Here is a 21,644-nt window from a genome sequence, read left to right as displayed (position 1 = left end):
AAACTCGTGGATGGTCGGCCTGCGCCGACCATGACGGTAAGGACATGCCAGCGGCTCAATCCGCCTTCTGTCCCGCCTTGGTCAGCTGTTCCAGCTGCCGCTGCAGGGCCTGCATCTGGGTCTTCAGATCGGAGAGTTCCTCGCCGCCGCGCGGGGCACTTTCCGGCCGCGCGTCGCCGCTAGGTGAAGCGGGACCGGTCGAGCCGACCTTGAAGGGGTTCCACATGCTCATCGCCTGCTGGAAGAAGGCCATGTTCTGCTTCGACATCTCCTCGAGACGGTCGAGCGGCAGGACGTTGGCGAAGTTCTCCTTCATGTACTGGCGAATCTGCTCCTGATTGGCGCCGAAGCTCTCCATGCTCTTTTCCAGATAACCGGGAACCAGGAACTGGAGATTGTCGCCGTAAAGGCTGATCAGCTGGCGCAGGAAATTGATGGGCAGCATGTTCTGCCCCTTCGATTCCTCTTCGACGATGATCTGGGTCAGCACCGAGCGGGTGATGTCCTCGCCCGACTTGGCATCCTCGACCGTGAAGTCGAGCCCCTCGCGCACCATCTGCGCCAGGTAATCGAGCGTCACGTAGGAACTGGTGGCCGTGTTGTAGAGACGGCGGTTGGCGTATTTCTTGATGCGGACCGGCGCCTGCTTGTCGCCGGCTTTGGCTTGGTCGCCCTTGTTCTGGTCACCTGGCACAGCCATCATCTACTCCCCTGCGGTAAAACCTTATGGACCTGGCTTTTTGGCGCGCTGCAGCAGCATTATTGCGGAATTGATTCCGCAGCGTGCTGCAGCATGGCAGGTGCAGCATAGCATTAGTTGAGGGGCATATGGCAATGCGGTCGCTGCAACGCGAAACAGCTGCCCACGCAGGTGTTAGCATCAGCAGCATGGCCGGGTTTCCAGCCCTGGCCGGAGCCGCTATAGTCGCTAAATGACTGACTCGGCGGGAAAGCAGGGCACGGCCGGGGAAAAACCCGACAGCGTGCCGGAACTTGATGAACTGGCGCGGCGCCTGCTGGATCTGTGGCAGGACCAGCTGTCGGCGGTCGCCGCCAACCCCGATCTTGCAGCGCAAGCGGCGCGGCTGATGGCGGCGATGCCGCTCCCCGGCATGTGGCTGAGCCAGCTGGGGCAGATGGGCCAGGCCGGCGGTTCGGGCGACGATCTCACCAAGGCCTGGACCCGGATGACCAAGGACTGGATGGCACAGGATTGGTGGAAGGGGACCGCCCATGGCAGCGCAAATGGAGACACAGCGCCAAGTTCACCGGCTGGGGCCGCGCCCGCTGCCGCAGCATCTCAGCCTCGCGGCAGCGACCTGGACGAACTCGGCCGCCGCCTTGCCGGCATTGAACAACGCCTTGCAGAACTGGCGGACGGCAAGCCCAAACGCAGCCCTGCCGCCAAACCTCGCACAGCTGCAGCAAAGCCTCGCCGATCTCGCGCCGCAGCTGCAAAAAGCGGATCCGGCGGCCCTGATGGCGGCGCTGCAGGCTGAAGGGCGGCGGCGCTTCGGCCAGCTGCTCACCGGGATCGAGGCTTATCGGAAACATCCCCACCAGCGCGATTTGGCGCCGGCGCCGGTCCTCTGGGATCAAGGGACCACCAAGCTGCGCGATTACCGCGGCACGCGGGACGCCAAGACGCCGCGGCCCCGCGTGCTGGTCATCCCGTCGCTGGTCAACCGCTATTACGTCCTGGATCTGGAGCGCGAGGCCTCGTTCCTGCGCTGGCTCGGCGCCAACGGCTTCGACCCCTTCGTCGTCGATTGGGATGCGCCCGGCTATATCGAGCGCAGCTTCGACCTCACCGATTACATCGCCGGGCGTTTGGAAGGGGCCCTCGATGCGGTAAAGCGCGAACCGGGCGGGCCGATCCACATCATCGGCTATTGCATGGGGGGCAATCTGGCGCTGGCGCTGGCCCTGCGGCGGCAGGCGGATATCGCGGGCCTGGTTCTCCTCGCCACACCCTGGGATTTCCACGCTGAAAACCCCGGCCACGCGCAGATGATGGGCCAGATCGGGCGCCAGCTCGAACCCCTCCTGCAGATCCTGGGCGAGCTGCCGGTCGACATGCTGCAGGCGTTCTTCTCTGGCCTCGATCCTTTCCAGGTGCTTCGGAAATTCCAGCATTTCGGGACACTCGACCCCGCGAGCAATGGCGCCAGGCGCTTCGTGGCGCTGGAAGACTGGCTCAATGACGGCATCAGCCTTGCTGCCCCCGTGGCGCGCGAATGCCTTACTGGCTGGTATGGCGAGAACACGCCGCAGAAACTGAGCTGGAAAGTAGCCGACAAGGTCGTCAATCCGGCGGGCTTCGACCGCCCGGCGCTCAATGTCATTCCCGGCACCGACCGCATCGTGCCGCCGGAGAGCGCCCGCGCCCTCACCCGGCGCTTTCGCCAGATCGATGAAATGGTCCCCACGGCCGGGCATATCGGCATGATGGTGGGGCGGTCCGCCGCTCCCGACGTCTGGGCGCCCATCGCCGCCTGGATGCGGCAGCGATAAAGGAAACGGCCCGCGCCAAACGGGCACGGGCCATCCCTCTTATCGCAGAATCAGCGCGCGTTAGCGCTTCTGGTCCGATTTGATGCCGGTGCCGTGAGACTGACCCGGCTTCTGACCCGGCTGCACGACCTTGCCGTCGCCATCGGTGTCCTTGCCGACCATGTCGCGGTCCTTGTCGGCGCCCTGCTGGGACTGCTGGCGCTGGCGGTCGGCGTCGGGGTTCTGACCAGGCTGGCGCTGCGGGTTGCCCTGCTGCTGCTGGTTCTGCCGGTTCTGCTCACCGGTTTTGTCGCTCGGGTTCTGCTGGTTCTGCTGAGCCTGACGCGGATTTTCGGGGTTCTGTTGATTGGCCATGACGTCATCCTTTCCTTGCGGGAACTTGACGGCCGGCGGGTCACCGGCTGCCCCAAATAAACGCCGCCGCCACAGAAATGTTTCTCCGATAAGGGCCGGGAAACCCGTGACAATCCGCCCTGGGGCGGCTAATCCTGGGGTCCATTTCGCAGCTGCAGCAAAGCCCTTCCCATGGATCTCATCACAGCGCTTCAGGCCGCCCTTCTGGGTATCGTCGAAGGCCTCACCGAATTCCTGCCCGTCTCGTCGACCGGCCATCTTATTCTGGTCATCGACCTCCTCGGCTTTGCCGGCCCCAGCGGCAAGCTGTTCGAGATCGTCATCCAGCTTGGCGCCATCCTGGCGGTGTGCTGGGTCTATCGGGAGAAGCTGCTGGGGACGGCGATGCATCTCCACGACAGCGTGCCGGCGCGGCATTTCACCGCCGTCATCCTGGCGGCCTTCCTCCCCTCCATGGTCATCGGCGTGCTGGCCTATAAGACGATCAAGACGGTGCTGTTCTCGCCCCTCGTCGTCTCGGTGATGCTGATCGTCGGCGGCATCGCCATGTTGTTGATCGAACGCTTCCGCCCCAAGCCGCAATTCCATTCCACCGATGACGTCACCGTGAAACGGGCCCTGGCGGTGGGCCTTTTCCAATGCATCGCCATGATCCCGGGGGTGAGCCGCGCCGGGGCCACCATCATGGGCGGCATGCTGATGGGGATCGACCGCAAGACCGCGACCGAGTTCTCCTTCTTCCTCGCCATCCCGACCATGGTCGCCGCCACGGCCTATGATCTTTATAAGAATTGGCACGATCTCAGTGCCGACGGCGCCGCCGTTATCGGCATCGGTTTCCTGTGCGCCTTCTTAACCGCCCTGATCGTGGTGCGGACGGCGATCGGCTTCGTCAGCAGGCACGGCTTTGCGCCCTTTGCCGTCTACCGCATCGTTCTGGGCATCGTCATGCTGGGACTGCTGCTCTACTAAACCAGGTGTTAACGTCGTAACGGGACGTTGCCGGCGCGGGTATCATTGCAACGGGTGCTTCACTTTGGCCCCGGCACAGGGTACCTTGCGCCCCACGCGTGGCTGCCGGGGGGCGGCACCGAGCACCAGATTGACCAATCGTTTGCGGGGATGCGTTAAACGATGATTTCCGAATGGCGTCGCCTGACCTTCACCATGGATGAACTGGCGACCGCGATCCTTCAATACCTGTTGCAGACAAATAAGATCACCGAGAAGGAAAGCCTCGGGAAGATCCTCATTGTCGGCGATGACAGCCTGCAGGTGAACGCCACAGTCAAGGGCGGCGACAAGCCCGAGGGGCGGATCATCGAATTGAAGAGCGAGACGCTGGGCGCCCTGCTCCTCACCCATTGCATCCGCTCGAAGATTCCGGTCGCCAAGCGGGCCAAGAAATCCATCATGAAGCATGAGGACAAGCTGGCCCTCATCCTCTCCATCGACTGACGCATCCGATGTCCGAGCAAGCCCTGATGGATGTCGATGAATTGTGGGGCGCCCTCGCCGCGCACCGCCTTTGGCTCAACAAGGAAAAGGGCGGCCGGCGCGTCGATCTCAGCAAATTCGCACTCGAGGGCGCATCGTTGCGCGGTGTCAACCTCGCCAAGGCCAAGATGGTCGGCGCCAAGCTCGTCAATTGCGATCTGGCCGGCGCCAATCTCAACGGTGCCGACCTCTTCGGCGCCGACCTTTCCGGCACGGATCTCACCGGTGCCGATTGCGAGGATGCCAATCTGCGCGGCGCGCAGTTGAAGGGTGCCAATTTCACCAAGGCGCAGCTTTCGGGTGCCGATCTCAGGAGCGGCAACCTGCTGGTCGATGGCGGCGCCACCGCCCTGCGCGACAAGTCGGAGATGAACCAGTTGACCCTTTCCGGCGCCAATCTGGAACGCGCCAAGATCAATGGCGCCGTCATCCGCAACGCCAATCTTTCGGGCGCCAATCTGCGCCATGCGGAATTGGTGGGGGCGGACCTCACCGGCACGCAGTTGAAGGGTTGCGACCTCTCCGGCGCCAATCTCTCCAATGCCGACTTGACCGGCGCCAGGCTCGACCGCGCCAAGGTGGCGGGCGCCAAGCTCGACCATGTGACGCTCAAAGACACCAATTTGTTCGGCGTCGACATGTCGACCGCCATGGCGGGTTATATCGACACCTCGCACGCCCTGCAGGTCGACGATTCCCCGGACGCGATCGTGCGCCTCAAAGCGCTCATCGCCGCCCATGGCGAATGGGTGGCAACGGGCGGCGAGAAAGGCGAGCGCGCGGATTTCACCGGCGCCGATTTTTCCGGCCTCGATCTTTCCGGCAGCAAGCTCACCGGCGCCAATTTCACCAATGCCAAGCTGCGCGGCACCATCCTCAAAGGCGCCAACGCCAACCTCGCCAATTTCACCAATACCGATATGAGCCGCGCGGACCTCACCGGCGCCGAGCTGCGTGGTGCCAAGTTTACCGAAAGCGTGCTGGAAGGGACCTTCTTCCGCGAGGCCGATCTTGGCCCCGAGATCATCAAGATCAAGGGCCACAAGGACGCGGTCTATCCGACCATCATCGCCGATTGCCGCTTTTCGAAAACCGATTTCACCAATGCCAAGGCCGACGGCATCGTGGTGCAGAACTTCAAGATGACCGGCATCATCGCCGACATGGATTTCATGGACGCGATCCAGGCCGCCATCGACAAGGACACCCCGGCCAAGAACAGCGCCGGCAAGGGCTGAGCGCGGCAAACCCCTCTTCAGCTTGTGGTGGAAGAGTGTCACGAAGCCGGTCTAAGCTTGCCGCAGCAACCGCGTGACAGAGAAGGATGCCCACCCATGGAATTTCGTCAGCTTGGCCGTTCCGGCCTCAAAGTCCCGGTCTTGAGCTTCGGCACGGGCACCTTCGGCGGCGGCAATGAGTTCTTCGACAAATGGGGCGGCGTCGACCAGAAAGTCGGCAACCGCCAGGTCGACATGTGCCTGGACCACGGGCTCAATTTCTTCGACACGGCGGATGTCTATTCGGGAGGGCTTGCCGAAACGATCCTGGGGACCGCCTTGCACGGCAAGCGCGACAAGGCGCTCATTTCGACCAAGGCGACCTTTGCCATGGGCGACGGCCCCAATGAAAAGGGCTCGTCCCGCTTCCACCTCATCCAGGCGGCGGAAGCGAGCCTGAAGCGCCTCGGCACCGATTACATCGACGTCTATTTCATGCACGGCTTCGATGCGCTCACACCCGTCGAGGAGACGCTCTCCGCCCTCGACAACCTCGTTGCCAGCGGCAAGGTACGCTATATCGGCTGCTCGAATTTCAGCGGCTGGCATGTGATGAAGGCGCTGGCCACCTCCGAGAAATACGGCCTCGCGCGCTATGTCGTTTATCAGGGCTATTACTCGCTGATCGGGCGCGATTACGAGGAAGAGATCATGCCGCTCTGCATCGACCAGGGGGTCGGCACCATGGTGTGGAGCCCCCTGGGCTGGGGTCGACTCACCGGCAAGATCCGGCGCGGATCGGCCGACAAATCCGGCCGCATCGCCAGCGGCGGCGCCGAAGGCGGCCCGCCGGTCGATGACAATTTCCTCTATGACGTGGTCGATGCCTTGGATGCCGTCGCCAAGGAAACCGGCAAAACCGTGGCGCAGGTGGCGCTCAACTGGCTGCTCTCGCGCCCCACTGTCTGCAATCTGGTGCTGGGTGCCCGGAACGAGGAACAGCTGGAGCAGAATCTGGGCGCCATCGGCTGGAGCCTCACAGCGGACCAGATCGCGCGCCTCGACAAGGTGAGCGACAAGGTGCCGGCTTACCCCTATTGGCACCAGCGCGACTTCCAGGAACGCAACCCGCGCCCCGTGGGGAAGTAACGTCGAGACGTGCGACGACAACGCCAAAGAGCGCGCGCGGCCCGTGACAGGGCGCGCGCGCTTTTTATGTCGCGTTGAATGCAACTATCGTTTGCTTATAATATCACCGCGCAATCAGCGCAGCATTTCAGATCGGAACGGCAGATGACGCTCAAATTCTGGCTCGCCACTTTCATCGTCGCAGCCAGCCTCGGCACTGGCGCCGCCTTCGCCCAGGACGCCTCCGTCATCGACCCGGTGAAGAACCCCGCCAAGGCCCGCTTCATGGTGCTGGCGCAGGAGAAGTTCAACAAGGACCCCGACGCGATGTTCAACACCTCGCGTGTGCCGGCCGCCAACCGCCAGGCCGTGTTCGAATGCGGCATGAAATCAGTGCTGGCCGATATCCCGGAGACGGAGGTGCAACGCCTCGTCGACATGATCGAAGGCCGCGCCCCATCGGACCCGAAGCTCGCCAAGTGGTTCCAGCTCGAAAAGACCGAGAACCCGGCAAGGCACGACCAGGTCGCCACCCGCGCGAAGGCCATCTGCCCGCAGTTTGCGAATTTGATGAAGTGAGGCGACGCTAAGTCGTAACGTGTCGGTGATCCCTCATTTAAGGGACTCGTGGATGGTCGGCCTGCGCCGACCATGACGTGTGGGGATCCACAGGCGAGCCTAATGGGCCAGTCGCTCCAACCTCTCCCTCAAACTCTCCCCCGCTCCATCGCCGTAATCGATGTCGGCGATGCGCCAGTTGAAGGTGTCGGCGTCGTATTGGCCTTTGAGGGTGAGGTCGCGTTCGTTGCCGTTGATGGTGATGGTGACCAGCGCGAGATGCTTGGTGATGAGGCTTTGCCACCAGGGCGCCTCGGTGACGCTGAGCAGCTTGATCTCGCGGTTCGGCAGGGCGCCCCAGCCGAAGACATAATCGAGGATCGGGCCTTCAGGCGTGTCGGCGGGGAGGGGTTTCCCTTGCGCCGCCTCGAAGAGGGCGCGCAGCTCCGGTGTCAGATAGTTGGGCAAGGGAAAGCTCGCCGTCGGTTCGGCGCCCTGCTGGTTCTCTGGCGTCGCCCATCCTTCGCGGAGCGCCCGGGCGGCGATCTGGGTGCGGTAGAAGCGCTCGACCCAGGCGACGAAGGGGATGGGCGGCGTGTCGTCGGCCGCAGCCCTCCGCGCACCGAGCGGCAGCAGGGCGAGGCTGAGGAGGTGCTTGAGGAGTTGGCGGCGGGTCATGATCCGTTGGTCGTCCGGGGCACTATAAAAGTTCGATCTATCTTCACCGTCATGGTCGGCGTAGGCCGACCATCCACGAGTTTAGCTGGATAACCGAACGGTGCCGACAAGGAACTCGTGGATGATACGCCTTCGCGTACCATGGCGACTTTGGGCGTCCCCAACTTGTCGCTTGACCGGATGGTCGGGAACCGCGTCCGATGCTTGGCAGATCTGTCGCAGGACCAAAGGAGGCTTGCGGGACAACCGTCCCATCCCTTAGGGTTCTCGCTGCAATGCAACAAACGTAAAAATTCTGCCGCTGGAGGATAATCCCATGGCCAATGCCACCGACGTCGTCATCACCGCCGCCGCGCGTACCGCGATCGGCGCCTTCAACGGCGCGCTCTCATCCGTTCCCGCCCATGTGCTGGGCCAGGCGGTGATCAAGGACCTGCTCGCCCGCTCGAAGGTGGAGGCCGGCGAGATCGACGAGGTGATCCTAGGCCAGGTGCTGGCCGCCGCCGCCGGGCAGAACCCGGCGCGCCAAGCCGCCATCCATGCCGGCATCCCCAAGGAAAAGACGGCCTATAACATCAACCAGCTGTGCGGCTCGGGTCTGCGCGCCGTGGCGCTGGGCTTTCAGGCTATCCGCAACGGCGATTCCAACATCGTCATCGCCGGCGGCCAGGAGAGCATGAGCCAGGCGCCGCACACGATGCATTTGCGCAACGGCACCAAGATGGGCAATGCCGAGATGATCGACACCATGATCAAGGACGGGCTGTGGGATGCCTTCAACGGCTATCACATGGGCAACACGGCCGAGAACGTGGCGCAGAAATGGCAGATCACCCGCGACCAGCAGGACGCCTTTGCAGCCGCCAGCCAGCAGAAGGCCGAAGCCGCGATGAAGGCCGGCAAGTTCAAGGACGAGATCACGCCCGTCACCATCGCCGGGCGCAAGGGCGACACCATTGTGACCGAAGACGAGTACCCCAAGCACGGCACGACCGTTGAGACGCTGGCCAAGCTCCGCCCGGCCTTCGTGCGCGGCGACAATGGCACGGTGACGGCTGGCAACGCGTCGGGCATCAATGACGGCGCTGCCGGCACGGTGCTGATGAGTGCCGCCGAAGCCGCCAAGCGCGGCCTGACACCGCTCGCACGCATCGTTTCCTGGGCAACCGTCGGCGTCGATCCGGCGATCATGGGGTCGGGTCCCATTCCAGCGAGCCAGGCAGCGCTTGCCAAGGCCGGCTGGAAGGCCTCCGACCTCGACCTCATCGAGGCCAATGAGGCCTTTGCGGCGCAGGCCTGTGCGGTCAACAAGGAGCTCGGCTGGGACACGTCGAAGGTCAACGTCAATGGCGGCGCCATTGCGCTGGGCCACCCCATCGGCGCCTCGGGTGCGCGCGTGCTGGTGACGCTGCTCCATGAAATGCAGAAGCGCGATGCCAAGAAGGGCCTTGCGACGCTCTGCATCGGCGGCGGCATGGGCATCGCCATGTGCGTGGAGAGATAACAACGGCCGCCAGTGGATGCCCGGGTCTTCGCCCGGGCATGACGACTCATTTCGCTAAGGCCCGTCATCCCCGGGCTTGACCCGGGGATCCACTGCACGAAACTGAAGACGCATAAACAAAAAACAGACCAGGGAGAGACGCATGCAACGAGTGGCGGTGGTGACCGGGGGAACCCGCGGGATCGGCGAGGCGATCAGCCTGGCGCTGAAGGATGCGGGCTATAAGGTGGCCGCGGTCTATGGCGGCGACGAGGCGAAGGCCAAGGCCTTCACCCATCAGACGGGCATTCCGGCCTACAAGATCGACGTCTCGGATTTCAAACAGGTGAAGGACGGCATCGCCAAGATCACCGCCGAACTGGGGCCGGTCGACATCGTCGTCAACAATGCCGGCATCACCCGCGACGGCACCATGCACAAGATGACGCCGGAACAATGGGAGGCGGTGATCCACACCAACCTCTCCTCCTGCTTCAACACCTGCCGCGCGGTCATCGACAGCATGCGCGAGCGCAACTTCGGCCGCATCGTCAATATCGGTTCGATCAACGGCCAGGCCGGCCAATACGGCCAGGTCAATTACGCGGCCGCCAAATCCGGCATCCACGGCTTCACGAAAGCGCTGGCCCAGGAAGGGGCGGCCAAGAACATCACGGTCAATGCCATCGCCCCCGGCTATATCGACACCGACATGGTGCGCGCGGTGCCGCCGCAGGTGCTGGAGAAGATCGTCGCCAAGATCCCCGTGGGGCGCCTTGGCCAGGCCTCGGAAATCGCCCGCGGCGTCCTCTTCCTGGTCGCCGACGAGGCCGGCTTCATCACCGGCTCAACCCTCTCCATCAATGGCGGCCAGCATATGTATTGACGGATTTTCTCCGTAAACTGCTGATCTAAAATCAAAAATAAGTTATCCACAGCTTCTTAACCATTACCTGTCCATAATCCGGGCAGGTAATGGAAGCGGTGGAACATGGCCAAGGCCCCCAAGAACGAAGCAGCGGAAGAAGTCGCCGAGCCGCTGACGGTCGAACCGTCGGATCTCGACGAATTGACCCATGCCGAAATGCTGGAGCTCTATCGCGCCTCCGCCGACACCATCCGCTTTGCCAAGCACCAGCAATGGGGCACGCTGCTGGGGTCGCTCGGCCTCTTCGTGCTGCTGGGCTTGACCGGCGATTACGCCTCCAAGGCCGGTTTCCTCTTCAAGCTGTGCATGATCATCAGCCTGGTGCTGTCGGTGGGTGCCATCTATTCGCTGGTGATCTACCAGTTCTGGCAGAATGCCGAGCGCGAGAAGATGAACCTCATCGCCGAGCGTTTCTCGAACCTCACCCGCATGATCCGCGGCCTGGTGACCGAGCGCGAGCGCAACTTCCACCGCTATGTCCTGCTCTTTTTCATGATCACCTCGATCGTGCTGGCCAACTGGCTGCTCATCGTCTTCCTGGCACCACGGACGTAATCCCCCTCACCCCAACCCCTCTCCCCAGAAGGGCGAGGGGCTCCAAGGCAAATTCGGTCTCCACTCCCTCGCCCCGCTTGCGGGGAGAGGGGTCCTTCAACTTGACGGGTCGCCCGCGGCTTGCCATAGCAGGCGGGCCATGACCGACACAGCCCTCCCCGCCGACCGCCACTCCGCCACCCGCCGCGCTACCATGATCGGCGCCATCGCCGTCCTGCTGTGGGCGACGTTGGCCCTCTTTACGTCATCGACCGGCGCGGTGCCGCCCTTTCAGCTGATGGCCATGACCTTCGGCATCGCCTTCCTGTTCTGCTGCCTGAAATGGGCCAAGGATGCAGTAGCCGTTGGGCGCGGTGCCTTCGCCTTCTTCCGCCAGCCCTGGCCGGTCTATGCCATCGGCATCGGCGGGCTGTTCCTCTATCACCTCTTCTATTTCGTGGCGCTCGACCATGCCCCGGCGGTGGAAGCGAGCCTCATCGCCTATCTGTGGCCGCTCCTCATCGTGCTGTTCTCGGCCCTCCTCCCCGGTGAGAAGCTCTATTGGCAGCATGTGGCGGGTGCCGCCATCGGCATGGGCGGGGCCGTCATCCTGCTGCTGGCGCGTGGGGCGCCCGCTGCCGATCAACCGGTTGGCGATCTCCTCGGCTATGGTGCGGCCTTTGCCTGCGCCTTCACCTGGTCGATCTATTCCGTGCTCTCGCGCCGCTTCGGTTCCGCCCCCACCGATCTGGTCGGCGCCTTCTGCGGTGTGACCGCCTTGCTCGGCTTCATCAGCCATGGCTTGGTCGAAGAAACGGTCTGGCCGGCGGATGCTTGGCAATGGCTTGCCATCGTCGCCCTGGGCATCGGCCCCGTGGGGGCCGCGTTCTTTGTTTGGGATTACGGCGTCAAGAAAGGCGACATCAAGGCGCTGGGCGCCATCTCCTACGCCTCGCCGCTGATCTCGACCCTGCTCCTCATCGCCACCGGCAAGGCGGAGGCCAGCATGGCCGTCCTTCTCGGCTGCCTTGCCATCGTCGGCGGCGCCGTGCTGGCGGCGCGCGACCTCTATCTGAAGAAATAGCCGCCGGAACCGTTGGGGCCTGCGCCGTGTTTCTCCCCGCGCACCCCCACCCAACGGAACCTCCCACATGTCCGGCCTTACCAGGAAACGCGATCTCCGCAGCGGCCGGCCGCTGTGGCTTGCCACCCGCCAGCCAGCAACGCCACACCGGCCCCTCACCCGCTCGATAAAGGCTGAGATCGTCGTCATCGGCGCTGGCGTCAGCGGCGCCTTGGTCACCGATGCGCTTCTGCTTGCCGGCCATGATGTCACCGTGCTTGACCGGCGGGGTCCCGTGCGCGGTTCGACCGCCGCCAGCACCGCGCTGCTGCAGTTCGAAATCGACACGCCGCTCATCCAACTTGGCCGCAAGATCGGCAAGGACAATGCCATCCGCGCGTATTGGCGCTCGACGACGGGCGTCGACTATCTGCGCCACCGCATCATGGAACTGGGCATCGCCTGTGATTTCGCCGAACGCGAGACCCTCTATCTCAGCGGCGATCAGTTGAATGCCACGGCGCTGAAACGCGAAGTCGCCGCGCGGCAGAAGGCGGGCCTGCGCTCGATCTATCTCGACCGCGGCGAGCTGCGCCGGATCAGCGGCATCGAGCGCAGCGGCGCCAGCCTCTCACGCGGGTCGGGCGAACTCGACCCCGTGAAGCTGGTGACGGCGCTGTGGCGATCGGCGTCCCTGCGCGGTGCCCGCATTCTATCACCCGTCGAAGTGACCGACATCGCCAGCCGGCGGGGCGGCGTCGATATCCTGACCAGCGCCGGCCATGAAATCGCCGCGCGCAACCTCGTCATCGCCACCGGTTACGAGACACCGAAATTTCTCAAGCGCAGCGATCTCAAGATCGTTTCCAGCTGGGCCTATGCGACGAAGCCGCAGACCCGCGCCCTGTGGCCCGAGCGGCGGCTGATCTGGGAAGCATCCGATCCTTATCTCTATCTCCGCGCCAGCGCCGACGGTCGCATCATCGTCGGCGGCGAGGACGAAGATTTCAGCGATGAGGCGAAGCGTGACGCGTTGCTGCCGCAGAAAGTGGAAGCAATCGGCCGCAAACTAAAGCGCCTGTTCCCGCATGTAGATGTGACCGCCGATTACGCCTGGACCGGCTGCTTCGGCCAGTCGGATACCGGTCTGCCGCTCATCGGCGCCCTGCCTGGCCGGCCGCATTGCTACGCCGTGCTGGGTTATGGCGGCAACGGCATCACCTTCAGTGCCATCGCCGCCCAGATCATCCAGCGCGAACTCGCTGGCCACCAAGACCCGGATGCCAAGCTCTTCGCCTTTCGGCGTTAAAGCCTATTCGAAAGGCAGCGTGCTCTTGAGCGCGGGTCGGGCCGAGATGGCTTCATGCCATTTCGTCAAGTTGGGCCGGCCATTGCGCCACCCTTCCGCCTTGAAGCGGAAGTCGAAATAGTCGAGCACGATGGCAATCGTCATGAGGCCGATGTCGAAGCCCGCGGCGAAATGCGGCGCTTCTTTCTCCAGTTGATCGAGGCCCTGCTCCATCTTCAGCTTCTGGCGCGCAATCCAGGCCGGCGATTGTTCGCCAGCCGGGCGGCGCGTCTCCATCATGCGCAGGACGCCGGCATCCGCCATGCCGTTGGCCAGCGCTTCCTGCCGCAAGGCCGTCCAGCGCGCAGGGCCATTGGCTGGGAAGAACTTGCCGCCGCCCGGTCGCGCATCCAGGAACTCGCAGATGACATGCGAGTCATAGAGTGCTGAGCCATCTTCCAGCACCAGCGCCGGCACCTTGTTCAAGGGATTGTCCTTGCCGATATCGCAAGTGGGATCGGCGGTCACCGTCTTGATGAGCTCGATATCTTTTTCCTGGCCCGTCTCGATGGAGACGACGCGGACCTTGCGCACGAAGGGGCTGGTCGAGGAATAGCGCAGCTTGAACATGCGGAGAGCTCCTTAGAGGCGCGCGATGGCGCGATGGGCAATGTCACGGCGGCAGAACCCGCCCGGCCAATCGATTTTGTCGACCGCCTCATAGGCGCGGGCCCGCGCCGTCTTCACATCTGCTGCCACGGCGGACACGGCGAGCACGCGGCCCCCGGCCGCCACGACCTCATCCGCCGCGTTGCGCTTGGTGCCGGCATGGAACACCGCCGCGTCCGTCACCTTGGCGGCAGCCTCGAGGCCCTTGATCACGGTGCCGGCTTCCGGTTTTCCGGGATAGCCCTTGGCGGCCATGATGACCGTGACGGCGGCCTTGTCGTGCCAGCGCAGGTCGAAATTCTTGAGGCCGCCGTCGCGCGCGGCCATCAGTGCCGGCAGCAGATCGGATTTGAGGCGCAGCATCAGCACCTCGCATTCCGGATCGCCGAAGCGCACGTTGAACTCGATGAGCTTCGGCCCGTCCTTGGTCACCATGATGCCGGCAAAGAGCACGCCTTTGAACGGCTTCCCTTCCGCGGCCATCCCGTCGACCGTCGGGCGGATGATCTCGTCCATGATGCGCCGCTCGACTTGCGCCGTCGCCACGGGTGCCGGCGAATAGGCGCCCATGCCGCCGGTGTTGAGCCCGGTATCGCCATCGCCGACGCGTTTGTGATCCTGGGCGGAGGCCAGCGGCAAGGCGTGCGCCCCGTCACAGAGCGCGAAGAAGGACAGCTCCTCGCCATGCAGGAATTCCTCGACCACGAGTTCAAGGCCGGCGGCACCGAACTGCTTGTCGCGCATCATGGCATCGATGGCGGCCTCTGCCTCGGCATGGCTTTCGGCGATGATGACGCCCTTCCCCGCCGCGAGGCCGTCCGCCTTCACCACGACGGGGAGCGGCAGCGACCGCGCAAAGGCCTTGGCCGGTTCCGGTGCCGTGAAGCGCTGGTAGCGTGCGGTCGGCACGTTATATTTGGCGGCGATGTCCTTCATGAAGCCCTTCGAGCCTTCTAACTCGGCTGCCGCCCGGCTGGGGCCGAAGGTGGCGATTCCGGCCGCTTCCAGCGCATCGGCGAGCCCCGCCACCAGCGGCGCCTCCGGCCCGACGACGACGAAATCCACGCCCTGTTCCTTGGCGAGCGCGACGAGGCCCGGAATATCCTCAGCCCCCACAGGGACACATTCGGCAACAGCGGCGATGCCGGCATTTCCCGGCGCGCAGAAAAGCTTGTCGCAGAGCGGCGAGGCCGCGATTTTCCAGCACAAGGCGTGTTCGCGCCCACCCGAACCAACCACCAGAATCCGCATGCGTTTTCGACCCAAAATCACTTTCACAGGAGTGCCTGCGATACCATAGAATGACGCGCCATGACAGATTTCGATTCTCTCCCGCCCAACCCCCCGCAACCCGGCCATAATGCTGGGGAATTGACGGTTTCCGAGCTTTCACAGGCCATCAAGCGGACCCTGGAAGGCCGCTTCGACCGCGTCCGGGTGAAGGGCGAGATTTCCGGTTTCAAGCGCGCCGCCTCCGGCCATCTCTATTTGATGCTCAAAGACGAGAACGCGGCCCTGAAATCGGTCTGCTGGAAAGGGAATGCGGCGCGCCTCGGCATCATTCCGGAAGACGGCATGGAGGTTATCGCCACCGGTCGTATCACCACCTATGGCGACCGCTCGGAATACCAGTTGGTCATCGAGCGGCTGGAACTCGCGGGTGTCGGCGCCCTCCTCAAGATGATCGAGGAGCGCAAGAAGAAGCTGGCGGCTGAGGGCCTGTTCGACCCGGAACGCAAGCGCCGCCTGCCCACCCTGCCCAACATCATCGGCATCGTCACCTCGCCCACCGGTGCCGTCATCCGCGATATCCTCCATCGCCTCACCGACCGCTTCCCGCGCCACGTGCTGCTGTGGCCGGTCCTCGTGCAGGGCGAAGGGGCCGCAGCCCAAGTCGCCGCCGCCATTCGCGGCTTCAATGCCCTGGAAGTGGGGGGCGCCGTGCCGCGGCCGGACCTGCTCATCGTCGCCCGCGGTGGCGGCAGCATCGAAGACTTGATGGCCTTCAATGAGGAAATCGTCGTGCGCGCGGCGGCGGAAAGCGCCATCCCGCTCATCTCCGCCGTGGGCCACGAGACCGACACCACCCTCATCGATTTCGCCTCAGACCGCCGCGCGCCGACACCGACGGCTGCTGCCGAAATGGCCGTGCCGGTCCGGGCCGAACTGGTGAGCATGCTGGGCGAGATCGGCCATCGCTTGATGAGCACGATGAACCGGCGCCTGGGCGAAGCGCGGCTTTCCGTTGAAGGCCTGGCGCGGGGGTTGCCGGAGCCGATGCGGCTCATCCAGGAAAAGGCGCAATCGCTCGATGGCTGGCTGGAGCGCTGGGCCAATGCACGCCTGCCCTATTTCCGCCGCCGCACCGATCGGCTGGCGCAGCTGCGGGCCGAACTGAAAACGCCGCACCAGCAACTGGCAGAGGCGCGCAACGCCATCGACCTTGCGGCCAACCGTCTGGGTGCCGCGTTCAATCTGGCATTGGAACGCCAGCATCGGGGCCTCGAGCGGGTCGGCAACGGCCTCAACCCGCGCCTTTTGGCCGAGATGGTGACAAGGAAGCGCACTGCCCTCGATCACCTCGGCCAAATGCTCGACAGCTATTCCTATGAGAAGGTGCTGGAGCGCGGCTTTGCCCTGGTGCGCGATGGCGAGGGCAAGCCGGTCCTCACCGCCGCTTCGGTCGGCGGCGGCGACACGCTGACGCTGCAATTCCGCGATGGCACGGTCGAGGCCGTCGCCGGCGGCAAGCCGAGTGATAAGCCAAAGCGGGCCAAGGCAGCATCAGGGACCGGACCTCAGGGGTCGTTGCTGTGAATTGGCGCGCTCTCCTGGCGCTGGTTTTGGCTGTCTGCACGACCCCGGCTCTAGCCCTCGATCTCAAGGGCCATCTCGAACCGGGCGGCTTTGCGGTGGGCCAGGTCGAACCCGGGGCCACCGTGCTGCTGGGCGACGATCCGGTGATGGTCGGCGCCGATGGCACCTTCGTCATCGGCTTCGGCCGCGATCAGGGCAGCGACGTGCAACTCACCGTCATTCACGCCGATGGGAAGCCGGAACAACAGGTCATCGCCATTGCCCCTCGCGCTTATGAGATCCAGCGCATCGACAAGCTCGATCAGAACATGGTGACGCCGGACCCGGCGACCGAGGCGCGTATCAAATCCGACCAGGCGAAGGTCAAGGCCGCGCGCGCCACGCCCTCCGACCGGCGCGATTTCCTGAGCCAGTTCATCTGGCCGGCCAAGGGACCAATCAGCGGGGTCTATGGCAGCCAGCGCATCTTGAACGGTACGCCCAAGGCCCCCCATTTCGGGACCGACATCGCCGCCCCCGAGGGCAGCCCGATCGTGGCACCGGCGGCGGGCCAGGTGCGATTTGCCGAGACGGACCTATATCTGACCGGTGGCACGGTCATCATCGACCATGGCTTTGGCATCTATTCGAGCTATCTGCATATGAGCCGCGTCGATGTGAAACCGGGTCAAATGGTCCTCCAGGGAGAGACAATTGGTGCGGTCGGCAAGACCGGCCGGGCGACGGGGCCGCATCTCCATTGGGGTCTCAACTGGAACGAAACGCGGCTGGACCCTGCCCTGCTGGTGCCCCCGATGCCTTGACTGGCACGTTGCCTGCTTGACGATTCGAGGTTCGGCCGCATACTGGCCGCCTCCAACACACGGATACTGGTGCCATGAGCGAAATAGATGAACTGGTGGACTGGATCAGCAATCCGCCGATCAATCGCGGCATGGTGCCCTATGTCCTGGTTCTCAACCTCGAGGAATTCACCCGGACCAAGGAAGGCATCGAGTTCCTGAAGGCCTTCGCCGACCGGCTGGATGAGTATTTCTCCGGGCGCGGCTGCCGGCTCTATCGCCTGAGCCTTGCCAGCCTGGTGATGACGGTGGCCGACCAGGAGGTCCTGGTTTCCGGCATCCTCTCCGACACCAAATTGCAGCTGCTGCGCATGATCGGCCGGCAGCTGCCCGATTATTTCGGCGCCGTCGACGTCAACCGCATCACCCAGATCATCGATCTGCGGCGCGACCGGCCGCGGGCGCTCGAGACCGTGCGGCGCCTCGCTGCCCAGGCCGCCAATGTCGACCAGGTTTCGAACATGATGGATATGCTCCTCCTGGAGCATATCGCCAAGATCGAGAGTGCCTATCGGCAATTGGGCGATGCGCGCTTTGCCGATCTGTTCCTGCGCAGCCAGCAGATCGCGATCTATGAGGAAGGCAAACCGCTCCATCCGGTCATGAGCGAGTTCTTTGCCAGCATGGCAGCCCTGCGCCAGCATCTGCTGGTCGGCGTCGACATGCGTCACAACAAGAACGTCTTCAACCAGATGACGGTGACGCTCGACCGCATCATCCTCAAAGCCATCGAAGGCATCAAGCGGCCCGAACAGCGCGCCTCGCTCAACATCAATATCGAAAGCGTGTTCTCGAACGATTTCGAGGTGTTCGAGAAGCGCTCGCTGAACTCGCTGCGGCGCTTCAATTTCGAGTTCCGCATGGGCGACATCATGCAGAACTTCAACGAGTTCATGGCCGCCCGCGACCTCATCCAGGGGCGCGGCGGCACGGTTGCCATCGACGGCATCATTCCGTCGCTGATCAACGTGATCGATCTGGCGCAGCTCAACCCCAATATGGTGAAGGTCTTCTGGCAGCCCGGCATCGGCCCGGAACTGCTGCGCCGGCGCGCCTATTTCGACAAGCTGCGCCAATCCGGCGTGGTCCTGGCGCTGGCCCGGGTCGATGACGAGGACGGCTACCTCACCGGCCGCGACCTCGGCTTTGGCATGTTCCAGGGTTATCACATCGACAAGATGCTGAGCACGCCAACACCCGTGCCGCTCTCGGAATATCGTGGCGTCGGGCGCTAGTCAGACCTCTTTGCGATAGACGAGGAAGCCGGATCGCTGGGCGACCTCATTATAGAGGCGCATCGCCGTCGCATTGGTTTCATGAGTCTGCCAGTAGACACGCGTGACGCCCAGTCGGCGCGCATCGGCATAGACGGCCTCGATAAGCGCCCGGCCGATGCCTTTGCCACGCAGGGTCGCGTCGGTGAAGAGATCCTGCAGATAGCAGACCGGCCCGATCATCGTGGTGCTGCGATGAAACAGATAGTGCGTGAGGCCGACCAGGCGCCCCTGATGCTCGGCCACCAGCGCGTGCAGCGGCTCATAGGCATCAAAGAAACGGCCCCAGGTCGCGGCGGTGATCTCCGGCGCCAAAGCTGTCGGCCCAACGCGCCCGTAGAATTCATTATAGCCCGCCCAGAGCGGCAGCCATTGGTCGTGATCCGCCCGTGCGAGCGGTCGCACCGTCATTGTCGCATTCATAAATTCTCAAACCATATTTGTTGTCAGCAATTCATCGAACCGCGCGCCGTCCCGATAACCGGCAAGTCCTTTTGGAAAGGCGACACCGGCCTTCAGCAAGGGATCAGCGATCGGCCTACCCACGACCTGATGAATGGGAATGACGCCGGCCCAGCAATCCAGCGCATAATCTGCTTCGTCATCCTTGGGGTGACCGGAGCGGGTCTTGGCCGATGCCTCCTCGATCTCCATGGCGATGACCGTGGTGCCTTTCAGTTCTTGGGGCTCATTGGGGCGCAAGGTGGCGCGGCGGCCTGGATAGAGCCGGTCGACGAAGAGATCAAGCTGCGCCGCTTCTTCCTGCGGATCGGCGACGAGCTTTGCCATGCCGAACGCCATGACCGAGCGGTAGTTGATCGAATGGTGAAAGCCGGACCGCGCCATCACCAGCCCGTCGAGATGGGTGACCGTGACACAGGCCGGCACACCCGCCTCCTGGAATCGCAGCATGCGTGATGCGGCCGAGCCATGCCAATAAAGCGTCTGCCCCTGGCGCCAATAGGCGGTTGGCGTGACGAAGGGCTGGCCGTCGATGACATAACCGATATGAGCGATGAAGGCGGCGTCCAAGATGGCAAAGACGCTGGCCTCGTCATACTTCCCACGCTCATGCAGGCGTTTGACACGGCTGCGGGCGGTGGGGTTGAAGCTACCGGTGTCGTTGGATGGGGTGTCGTTGGATGGGGTGTCGGTTGAATTGGGCATGGCGGATGGCTCGGCTCTCACAGTTTGTCGGTTGCCGGATTATGCTCGGATAAGCGGTTCTATCAAAAGATCCGAAATGGCATAATCTTTGGGTCCACTTTTGGAGAATGCCCATGCCACGCCCAGCTGGCCTCGGTTCGTTGCTTGATGTCGCCCTCGACGACACCCTGCCGGAACCGCTTTTCCGCCAGCTTTACAACGAGTTGCGCCAGGCCATCCTGACTGGCCGGCTGCACCCGGGCGACCGCCTGCCCGCCAGCCGGTCGCTGGCCCAGGAACTCGGCATTTCAAGGAACACCGTGCTCGGCGCCTTCGAGCAGTTGCTGAGCGAGGGTTATCTCGAGATGCGCGGCGGTTCCGGCACCTATGTGGCGGGCAATCTCCCCGACCTGACGCCGGAACGGGCGGCACCCCGGGGGAGCGCCGCCGCCGCGCCGGAGCTTGCCGCACGCAGCGCGATCCTGTTTGCACCGCGCAGGCGGGGAATGGCGGCCTCACATGCGCTCGCCCCCTGCTTCGCGCCGGGCTTCATCGACAGCTCATCCTTTCCCTTTCCGCTCTGGTCGCGCCTTCTTGCCAAGAGCTGGCGCCAGCCACCCCGCCAGATCGTCGATGGCGGCGATCCCGGCGGCTATCCGCCCTTGCGCGCCGCCATCGCCGATTACCTCCGGCAGGCGCGCGGCATCGAATGCTCAGGTGACGATGTGCTGATCGTCAGCGGCATCCGCCAGGCGGTCGATCTCACCTGCCGCCTGCTGCTCGATCCGGGGGACAAGGTCTGGGTGGAGCGGCCGGGCTTTCCGGGTATCGGCGCCGCCATTGCCGCCTCGGGTGGTAAGCTGGTTCATGTCACCGTCGATAACGAGGGCCTAGATGTCGCCGAAGGCCTGCGCCAGGCACCCAAGGCGCGGCTCGCTTGCGTCGCTCCCTCGCATCAATATCCGCTGGGCGTGGTGATGTCGCTGCAACGCCGCCTTAGCCTGCTCGCCTGGGCACGCGCAGCCAAGGCCTGGGTATTGGAGGACGATTACGACAGCGAGTTCCGCTATGCCGGCCGGCCGCTGGCTGCCTTGCGCAGCCTCGACGAGGACGGCCGCGTCATCTATGTGGGCACGCTCTCCAAGCTGCTCTTTCCGTCCTTGCGTGTCGGCTATTTGGTGGCGCCGCCTTCTCTCGCCGCCGCCTTCCGGAGTGCGCGGGCGGTGGTCGATGACCAGCCGGCGATGGCGACGCAGCCGGCTTTGGCGGCGTTTTTCACCAGCGGCCATCTCGCGGCCCATGTCCGGCGCATGCGCAAGCTTTACGCGCGGCGCCAGCAATTGCTGTTGGCGGCGGCAGACCGGCATTTCGGAGACAAGATCGCATTGCAGCCCGACGATGCCGGCCTGCACCTTGTCGGTCAATTGGCCGATCCCGCGCTCGCCCGCCTCGGTGACACCCGGGTCGCCGAAAAAATCGCCGCGGCGGGCGTGACGGTATCGCCCCTCTCCGCCTATGATGCGGGTGAAGATGGCGGGCGGCGGGTGCGGCAGGGCTTGATGTTCGGCTATGCCGCTGTGCCGGAGGCAAAATTTCAGCCAGGGGCCCGCGCCATCGCTGCGGCCTTGAAGCTCTAGAAGGGTGACGATGGAAT

At 64.0% G+C, this 21,644-nt stretch carries 23 protein-coding genes; 16 read left to right on the top strand and 7 right to left on the bottom strand.

Translation table 11 applies throughout. The annotated features are described in order from the left end of the window. Positions 1-55 precede the first annotated feature (55 nt). Positions 56-703, bottom strand: a complete 648-nt coding sequence (phaR, locus tag SMD31_RS13360) for a polyhydroxyalkanoate synthesis repressor PhaR (protein WP_407652132.1) — start codon at positions 701-703, stop codon at positions 56-58. Between the two features lie 229 nt (positions 704-932). Between phaR and SMD31_RS13355 the strand changes: the two genes are divergently transcribed. Both SMD31_RS13355 and SMD31_RS13350 read left to right on the top strand, forming a co-directional pair. Next, entirely contained in the window at positions 933-1,499 is a 567-nt protein-coding gene (locus SMD31_RS13355; RefSeq protein WP_320501396.1) for a hypothetical protein, read from the top strand. Continuing rightward, the gene (locus tag SMD31_RS13350) at positions 1,480-2,514 is read left to right on the top strand and encodes an alpha/beta fold hydrolase (protein WP_320501395.1); all 1,035 of its coding nucleotides are present in this window, start codon (positions 1,480-1,482) and stop codon (positions 2,512-2,514) included. Before SMD31_RS13355 ends, SMD31_RS13350 begins: the two co-directional genes overlap by 20 nt. 60 nt (positions 2,515-2,574) lie before the next feature. On the opposite strand, the gene SMD31_RS13345 is transcribed toward SMD31_RS13350, so the two are convergent. Beyond that, entirely contained in the window at positions 2,575-2,868 is a 294-nt protein-coding gene (locus SMD31_RS13345) for a hypothetical protein (RefSeq protein WP_320501394.1), read from the bottom strand. Between the two features lie 171 nt (positions 2,869-3,039). Between SMD31_RS13345 and SMD31_RS13340 the strand changes: the two genes are divergently transcribed. The 5 genes from SMD31_RS13340 to SMD31_RS13320 all read left to right on the top strand — a co-directional run bounded on the left by SMD31_RS13340 (position 3,040) and on the right by SMD31_RS13320 (position 7,289). Beyond that, the gene (locus SMD31_RS13340) at positions 3,040-3,840 is read left to right on the top strand and encodes an undecaprenyl-diphosphate phosphatase (RefSeq protein ID WP_320501393.1); all 801 of its coding nucleotides are present in this window, start codon (positions 3,040-3,042) and stop codon (positions 3,838-3,840) included. 162 nt (positions 3,841-4,002) lie between these two features. Further along, positions 4,003-4,326, top strand: coding sequence for a hypothetical protein (locus SMD31_RS13335; protein ID WP_320501392.1), 324 nt, complete (start codon positions 4,003-4,005; stop codon positions 4,324-4,326). Between the two features lie 8 nt (positions 4,327-4,334). Next, positions 4,335-5,603, top strand: coding sequence for a pentapeptide repeat-containing protein (locus SMD31_RS13330; RefSeq protein WP_320501391.1), 1,269 nt, complete (start codon positions 4,335-4,337; stop codon positions 5,601-5,603). Positions 5,604-5,699: 96 nt separating this feature from the next. Then, positions 5,700-6,731: an aldo/keto reductase gene (locus SMD31_RS13325; protein WP_320501390.1), complete on the top strand. Its 1,032-nt coding sequence runs from the start codon at positions 5,700-5,702 to the stop codon at positions 6,729-6,731. 144 nt (positions 6,732-6,875) lie between these two features. Then, positions 6,876-7,289 (top strand): hypothetical protein, encoded by a 414-nt coding sequence (locus SMD31_RS13320; RefSeq protein ID WP_320501389.1) that lies wholly within the window; start codon positions 6,876-6,878, stop codon positions 7,287-7,289. Positions 7,290-7,388: 99 nt separating this feature from the next. Here SMD31_RS13320 and SMD31_RS13315 read toward each other — a convergent pair whose 3' ends face one another. Beyond that, positions 7,389-7,946: a hypothetical protein gene (locus SMD31_RS13315; RefSeq protein ID WP_320501388.1), complete on the bottom strand. Its 558-nt coding sequence runs from the start codon at positions 7,944-7,946 to the stop codon at positions 7,389-7,391. Between the two features lie 316 nt (positions 7,947-8,262). Between SMD31_RS13315 and SMD31_RS13310 the strand changes: the two genes are divergently transcribed. From SMD31_RS13310 to SMD31_RS13290, 5 genes are all read left to right on the top strand, one after another. Next, complete coding sequence (locus SMD31_RS13310) at positions 8,263-9,450, top strand: acetyl-CoA C-acetyltransferase (RefSeq protein WP_320501387.1); 1,188 nt, start codon at positions 8,263-8,265, stop codon at positions 9,448-9,450. Between the two features lie 142 nt (positions 9,451-9,592). Then, a complete protein-coding gene (gene phbB / locus SMD31_RS13305; protein WP_320501386.1) occupies positions 9,593-10,315 on the top strand; it encodes an acetoacetyl-CoA reductase in 723 nt (240 codons plus the stop codon). Positions 10,316-10,420: 105 nt separating this feature from the next. Continuing rightward, positions 10,421-10,912 (top strand): hypothetical protein, encoded by a 492-nt coding sequence (locus SMD31_RS13300; RefSeq protein ID WP_320501385.1) that lies wholly within the window; start codon positions 10,421-10,423, stop codon positions 10,910-10,912. Between the two features lie 139 nt (positions 10,913-11,051). After that, on the top strand, positions 11,052-11,975 hold the full coding sequence (gene yddG / locus SMD31_RS13295) for an aromatic amino acid exporter YddG (RefSeq protein ID WP_320501384.1): 924 nt from the start codon (positions 11,052-11,054) through the stop codon (positions 11,973-11,975). Positions 11,976-12,042: 67 nt separating this feature from the next. Further along, positions 12,043-13,263: an NAD(P)/FAD-dependent oxidoreductase gene (locus tag SMD31_RS13290; RefSeq protein ID WP_320501383.1), complete on the top strand. Its 1,221-nt coding sequence runs from the start codon at positions 12,043-12,045 to the stop codon at positions 13,261-13,263. A gap of 3 nt (positions 13,264-13,266) precedes the next feature. On the opposite strand, the gene SMD31_RS13285 is transcribed toward SMD31_RS13290, so the two are convergent. Further along, on the bottom strand, positions 13,267-13,872 hold the full coding sequence (locus tag SMD31_RS13285; protein WP_320501382.1) for a glutathione S-transferase N-terminal domain-containing protein: 606 nt from the start codon (positions 13,870-13,872) through the stop codon (positions 13,267-13,269). Positions 13,873-13,884: 12 nt separating this feature from the next. After that, positions 13,885-15,162, bottom strand: coding sequence for a phosphoribosylamine--glycine ligase (gene purD / locus SMD31_RS13280; protein ID WP_320501381.1), 1,278 nt, complete (start codon positions 15,160-15,162; stop codon positions 13,885-13,887). A 120-nt stretch (positions 15,163-15,282) separates the two neighbouring features. On the opposite strand from purD, the gene xseA reads away from it, so the two are divergent. The 3 genes from xseA to SMD31_RS13265 all read left to right on the top strand — a co-directional run bounded on the left by xseA (position 15,283) and on the right by SMD31_RS13265 (position 18,805). Continuing rightward, positions 15,283-16,728: an exodeoxyribonuclease VII large subunit gene (xseA, locus tag SMD31_RS13275; RefSeq protein WP_320501380.1), complete on the top strand. Its 1,446-nt coding sequence runs from the start codon at positions 15,283-15,285 to the stop codon at positions 16,726-16,728. Continuing rightward, positions 16,725-17,531 carry a M23 family metallopeptidase gene (locus tag SMD31_RS13270; protein ID WP_320501379.1) on the top strand — a complete coding sequence of 269 codons (807 nt, stop codon included), beginning with the start codon at positions 16,725-16,727 and terminating at the stop codon, positions 17,529-17,531. Before xseA ends, SMD31_RS13270 begins: the two co-directional genes overlap by 4 nt. 74 nt (positions 17,532-17,605) lie before the next feature. Further along, positions 17,606-18,805, top strand: coding sequence for an EAL domain-containing protein (locus SMD31_RS13265; protein WP_320501378.1), 1,200 nt, complete (start codon positions 17,606-17,608; stop codon positions 18,803-18,805). Here SMD31_RS13265 and SMD31_RS13260 read toward each other — a convergent pair whose 3' ends face one another. Both SMD31_RS13260 and SMD31_RS13255 read right to left on the bottom strand, forming a co-directional pair. Beyond that, on the bottom strand, positions 18,806-19,255 hold the full coding sequence (locus SMD31_RS13260) for a GNAT family N-acetyltransferase (protein ID WP_320501377.1): 450 nt from the start codon (positions 19,253-19,255) through the stop codon (positions 18,806-18,808). An 18-nt stretch (positions 19,256-19,273) separates the two neighbouring features. Beyond that, positions 19,274-20,011 (bottom strand): pyridoxamine 5'-phosphate oxidase family protein, encoded by a 738-nt coding sequence (locus tag SMD31_RS13255; RefSeq protein WP_320501376.1) that lies wholly within the window; start codon positions 20,009-20,011, stop codon positions 19,274-19,276. Between the two features lie 113 nt (positions 20,012-20,124). On the opposite strand from SMD31_RS13255, the gene pdxR reads away from it, so the two are divergent. Continuing rightward, positions 20,125-21,627: a MocR-like pyridoxine biosynthesis transcription factor PdxR gene (pdxR, locus tag SMD31_RS13250; protein WP_320501375.1), complete on the top strand. Its 1,503-nt coding sequence runs from the start codon at positions 20,125-20,127 to the stop codon at positions 21,625-21,627. The last annotated feature ends 17 nt before the right edge of the window (positions 21,628-21,644 follow it).

This window comes from Dongia rigui, assembly GCF_034044635.1.
Lineage (GTDB): Bacteria > Pseudomonadota > Alphaproteobacteria > Dongiales > Dongiaceae > Dongia > Dongia rigui.
This window is presented reverse-complemented; position numbering and strand designations above follow the sequence as displayed.

What these genes read in the sequence shown, in the direction of transcription:
- SMD31_RS13315 (WP_320501388.1), bottom strand. Translation starts at nt 7,946, where the DNA reads ATGACCCGCCGCCAACTCCTCAAGCACCTCCTCAGCCTCGCCCTGCTG.
- SMD31_RS13345 (WP_320501394.1), bottom strand. Translation starts at nt 2,868, where the DNA reads ATGGCCAATCAACAGAACCCCGAAAATCCGCGTCAGGCTCAGCAGAAC.
- SMD31_RS13335 (WP_320501392.1), top strand. Translation starts at nt 4,003, where the DNA reads ATGATTTCCGAATGGCGTCGCCTGACCTTCACCATGGATGAACTGGCG.
- SMD31_RS13355 (WP_320501396.1), top strand. Translation starts at nt 933, where the DNA reads ATGACTGACTCGGCGGGAAAGCAGGGCACGGCCGGGGAAAAACCCGAC.
- phaR (WP_407652132.1), bottom strand. Translation starts at nt 703, where the DNA reads ATGATGGCTGTGCCAGGTGACCAGAACAAGGGCGACCAAGCCAAAGCC.
- SMD31_RS13350 (WP_320501395.1), top strand. Translation starts at nt 1,480, where the DNA reads ATGGCGGCGCTGCAGGCTGAAGGGCGGCGGCGCTTCGGCCAGCTGCTC.
- SMD31_RS13285 (WP_320501382.1), bottom strand. Translation starts at nt 13,872, where the DNA reads ATGTTCAAGCTGCGCTATTCCTCGACCAGCCCCTTCGTGCGCAAGGTC.
- pdxR (WP_320501375.1), top strand. Translation starts at nt 20,125, where the DNA reads ATGCCACGCCCAGCTGGCCTCGGTTCGTTGCTTGATGTCGCCCTCGAC.
- phbB (WP_320501386.1), top strand. Translation starts at nt 9,593, where the DNA reads ATGCAACGAGTGGCGGTGGTGACCGGGGGAACCCGCGGGATCGGCGAG.
- yddG (WP_320501384.1), top strand. Translation starts at nt 11,052, where the DNA reads ATGACCGACACAGCCCTCCCCGCCGACCGCCACTCCGCCACCCGCCGC.
- SMD31_RS13330 (WP_320501391.1), top strand. Translation starts at nt 4,335, where the DNA reads ATGTCCGAGCAAGCCCTGATGGATGTCGATGAATTGTGGGGCGCCCTC.
- SMD31_RS13265 (WP_320501378.1), top strand. Translation starts at nt 17,606, where the DNA reads ATGAGCGAAATAGATGAACTGGTGGACTGGATCAGCAATCCGCCGATC.
- SMD31_RS13320 (WP_320501389.1), top strand. Translation starts at nt 6,876, where the DNA reads ATGACGCTCAAATTCTGGCTCGCCACTTTCATCGTCGCAGCCAGCCTC.
- SMD31_RS13325 (WP_320501390.1), top strand. Translation starts at nt 5,700, where the DNA reads ATGGAATTTCGTCAGCTTGGCCGTTCCGGCCTCAAAGTCCCGGTCTTG.
- SMD31_RS13310 (WP_320501387.1), top strand. Translation starts at nt 8,263, where the DNA reads ATGGCCAATGCCACCGACGTCGTCATCACCGCCGCCGCGCGTACCGCG.
- SMD31_RS13290 (WP_320501383.1), top strand. Translation starts at nt 12,043, where the DNA reads ATGTCCGGCCTTACCAGGAAACGCGATCTCCGCAGCGGCCGGCCGCTG.
- purD (WP_320501381.1), bottom strand. Translation starts at nt 15,162, where the DNA reads ATGCGGATTCTGGTGGTTGGTTCGGGTGGGCGCGAACACGCCTTGTGC.
- SMD31_RS13260 (WP_320501377.1), bottom strand. Translation starts at nt 19,255, where the DNA reads ATGACGGTGCGACCGCTCGCACGGGCGGATCACGACCAATGGCTGCCG.
- SMD31_RS13255 (WP_320501376.1), bottom strand. Translation starts at nt 20,011, where the DNA reads ATGCCCAATTCAACCGACACCCCATCCAACGACACCCCATCCAACGAC.
- SMD31_RS13340 (WP_320501393.1), top strand. Translation starts at nt 3,040, where the DNA reads ATGGATCTCATCACAGCGCTTCAGGCCGCCCTTCTGGGTATCGTCGAA.
- SMD31_RS13300 (WP_320501385.1), top strand. Translation starts at nt 10,421, where the DNA reads ATGGCCAAGGCCCCCAAGAACGAAGCAGCGGAAGAAGTCGCCGAGCCG.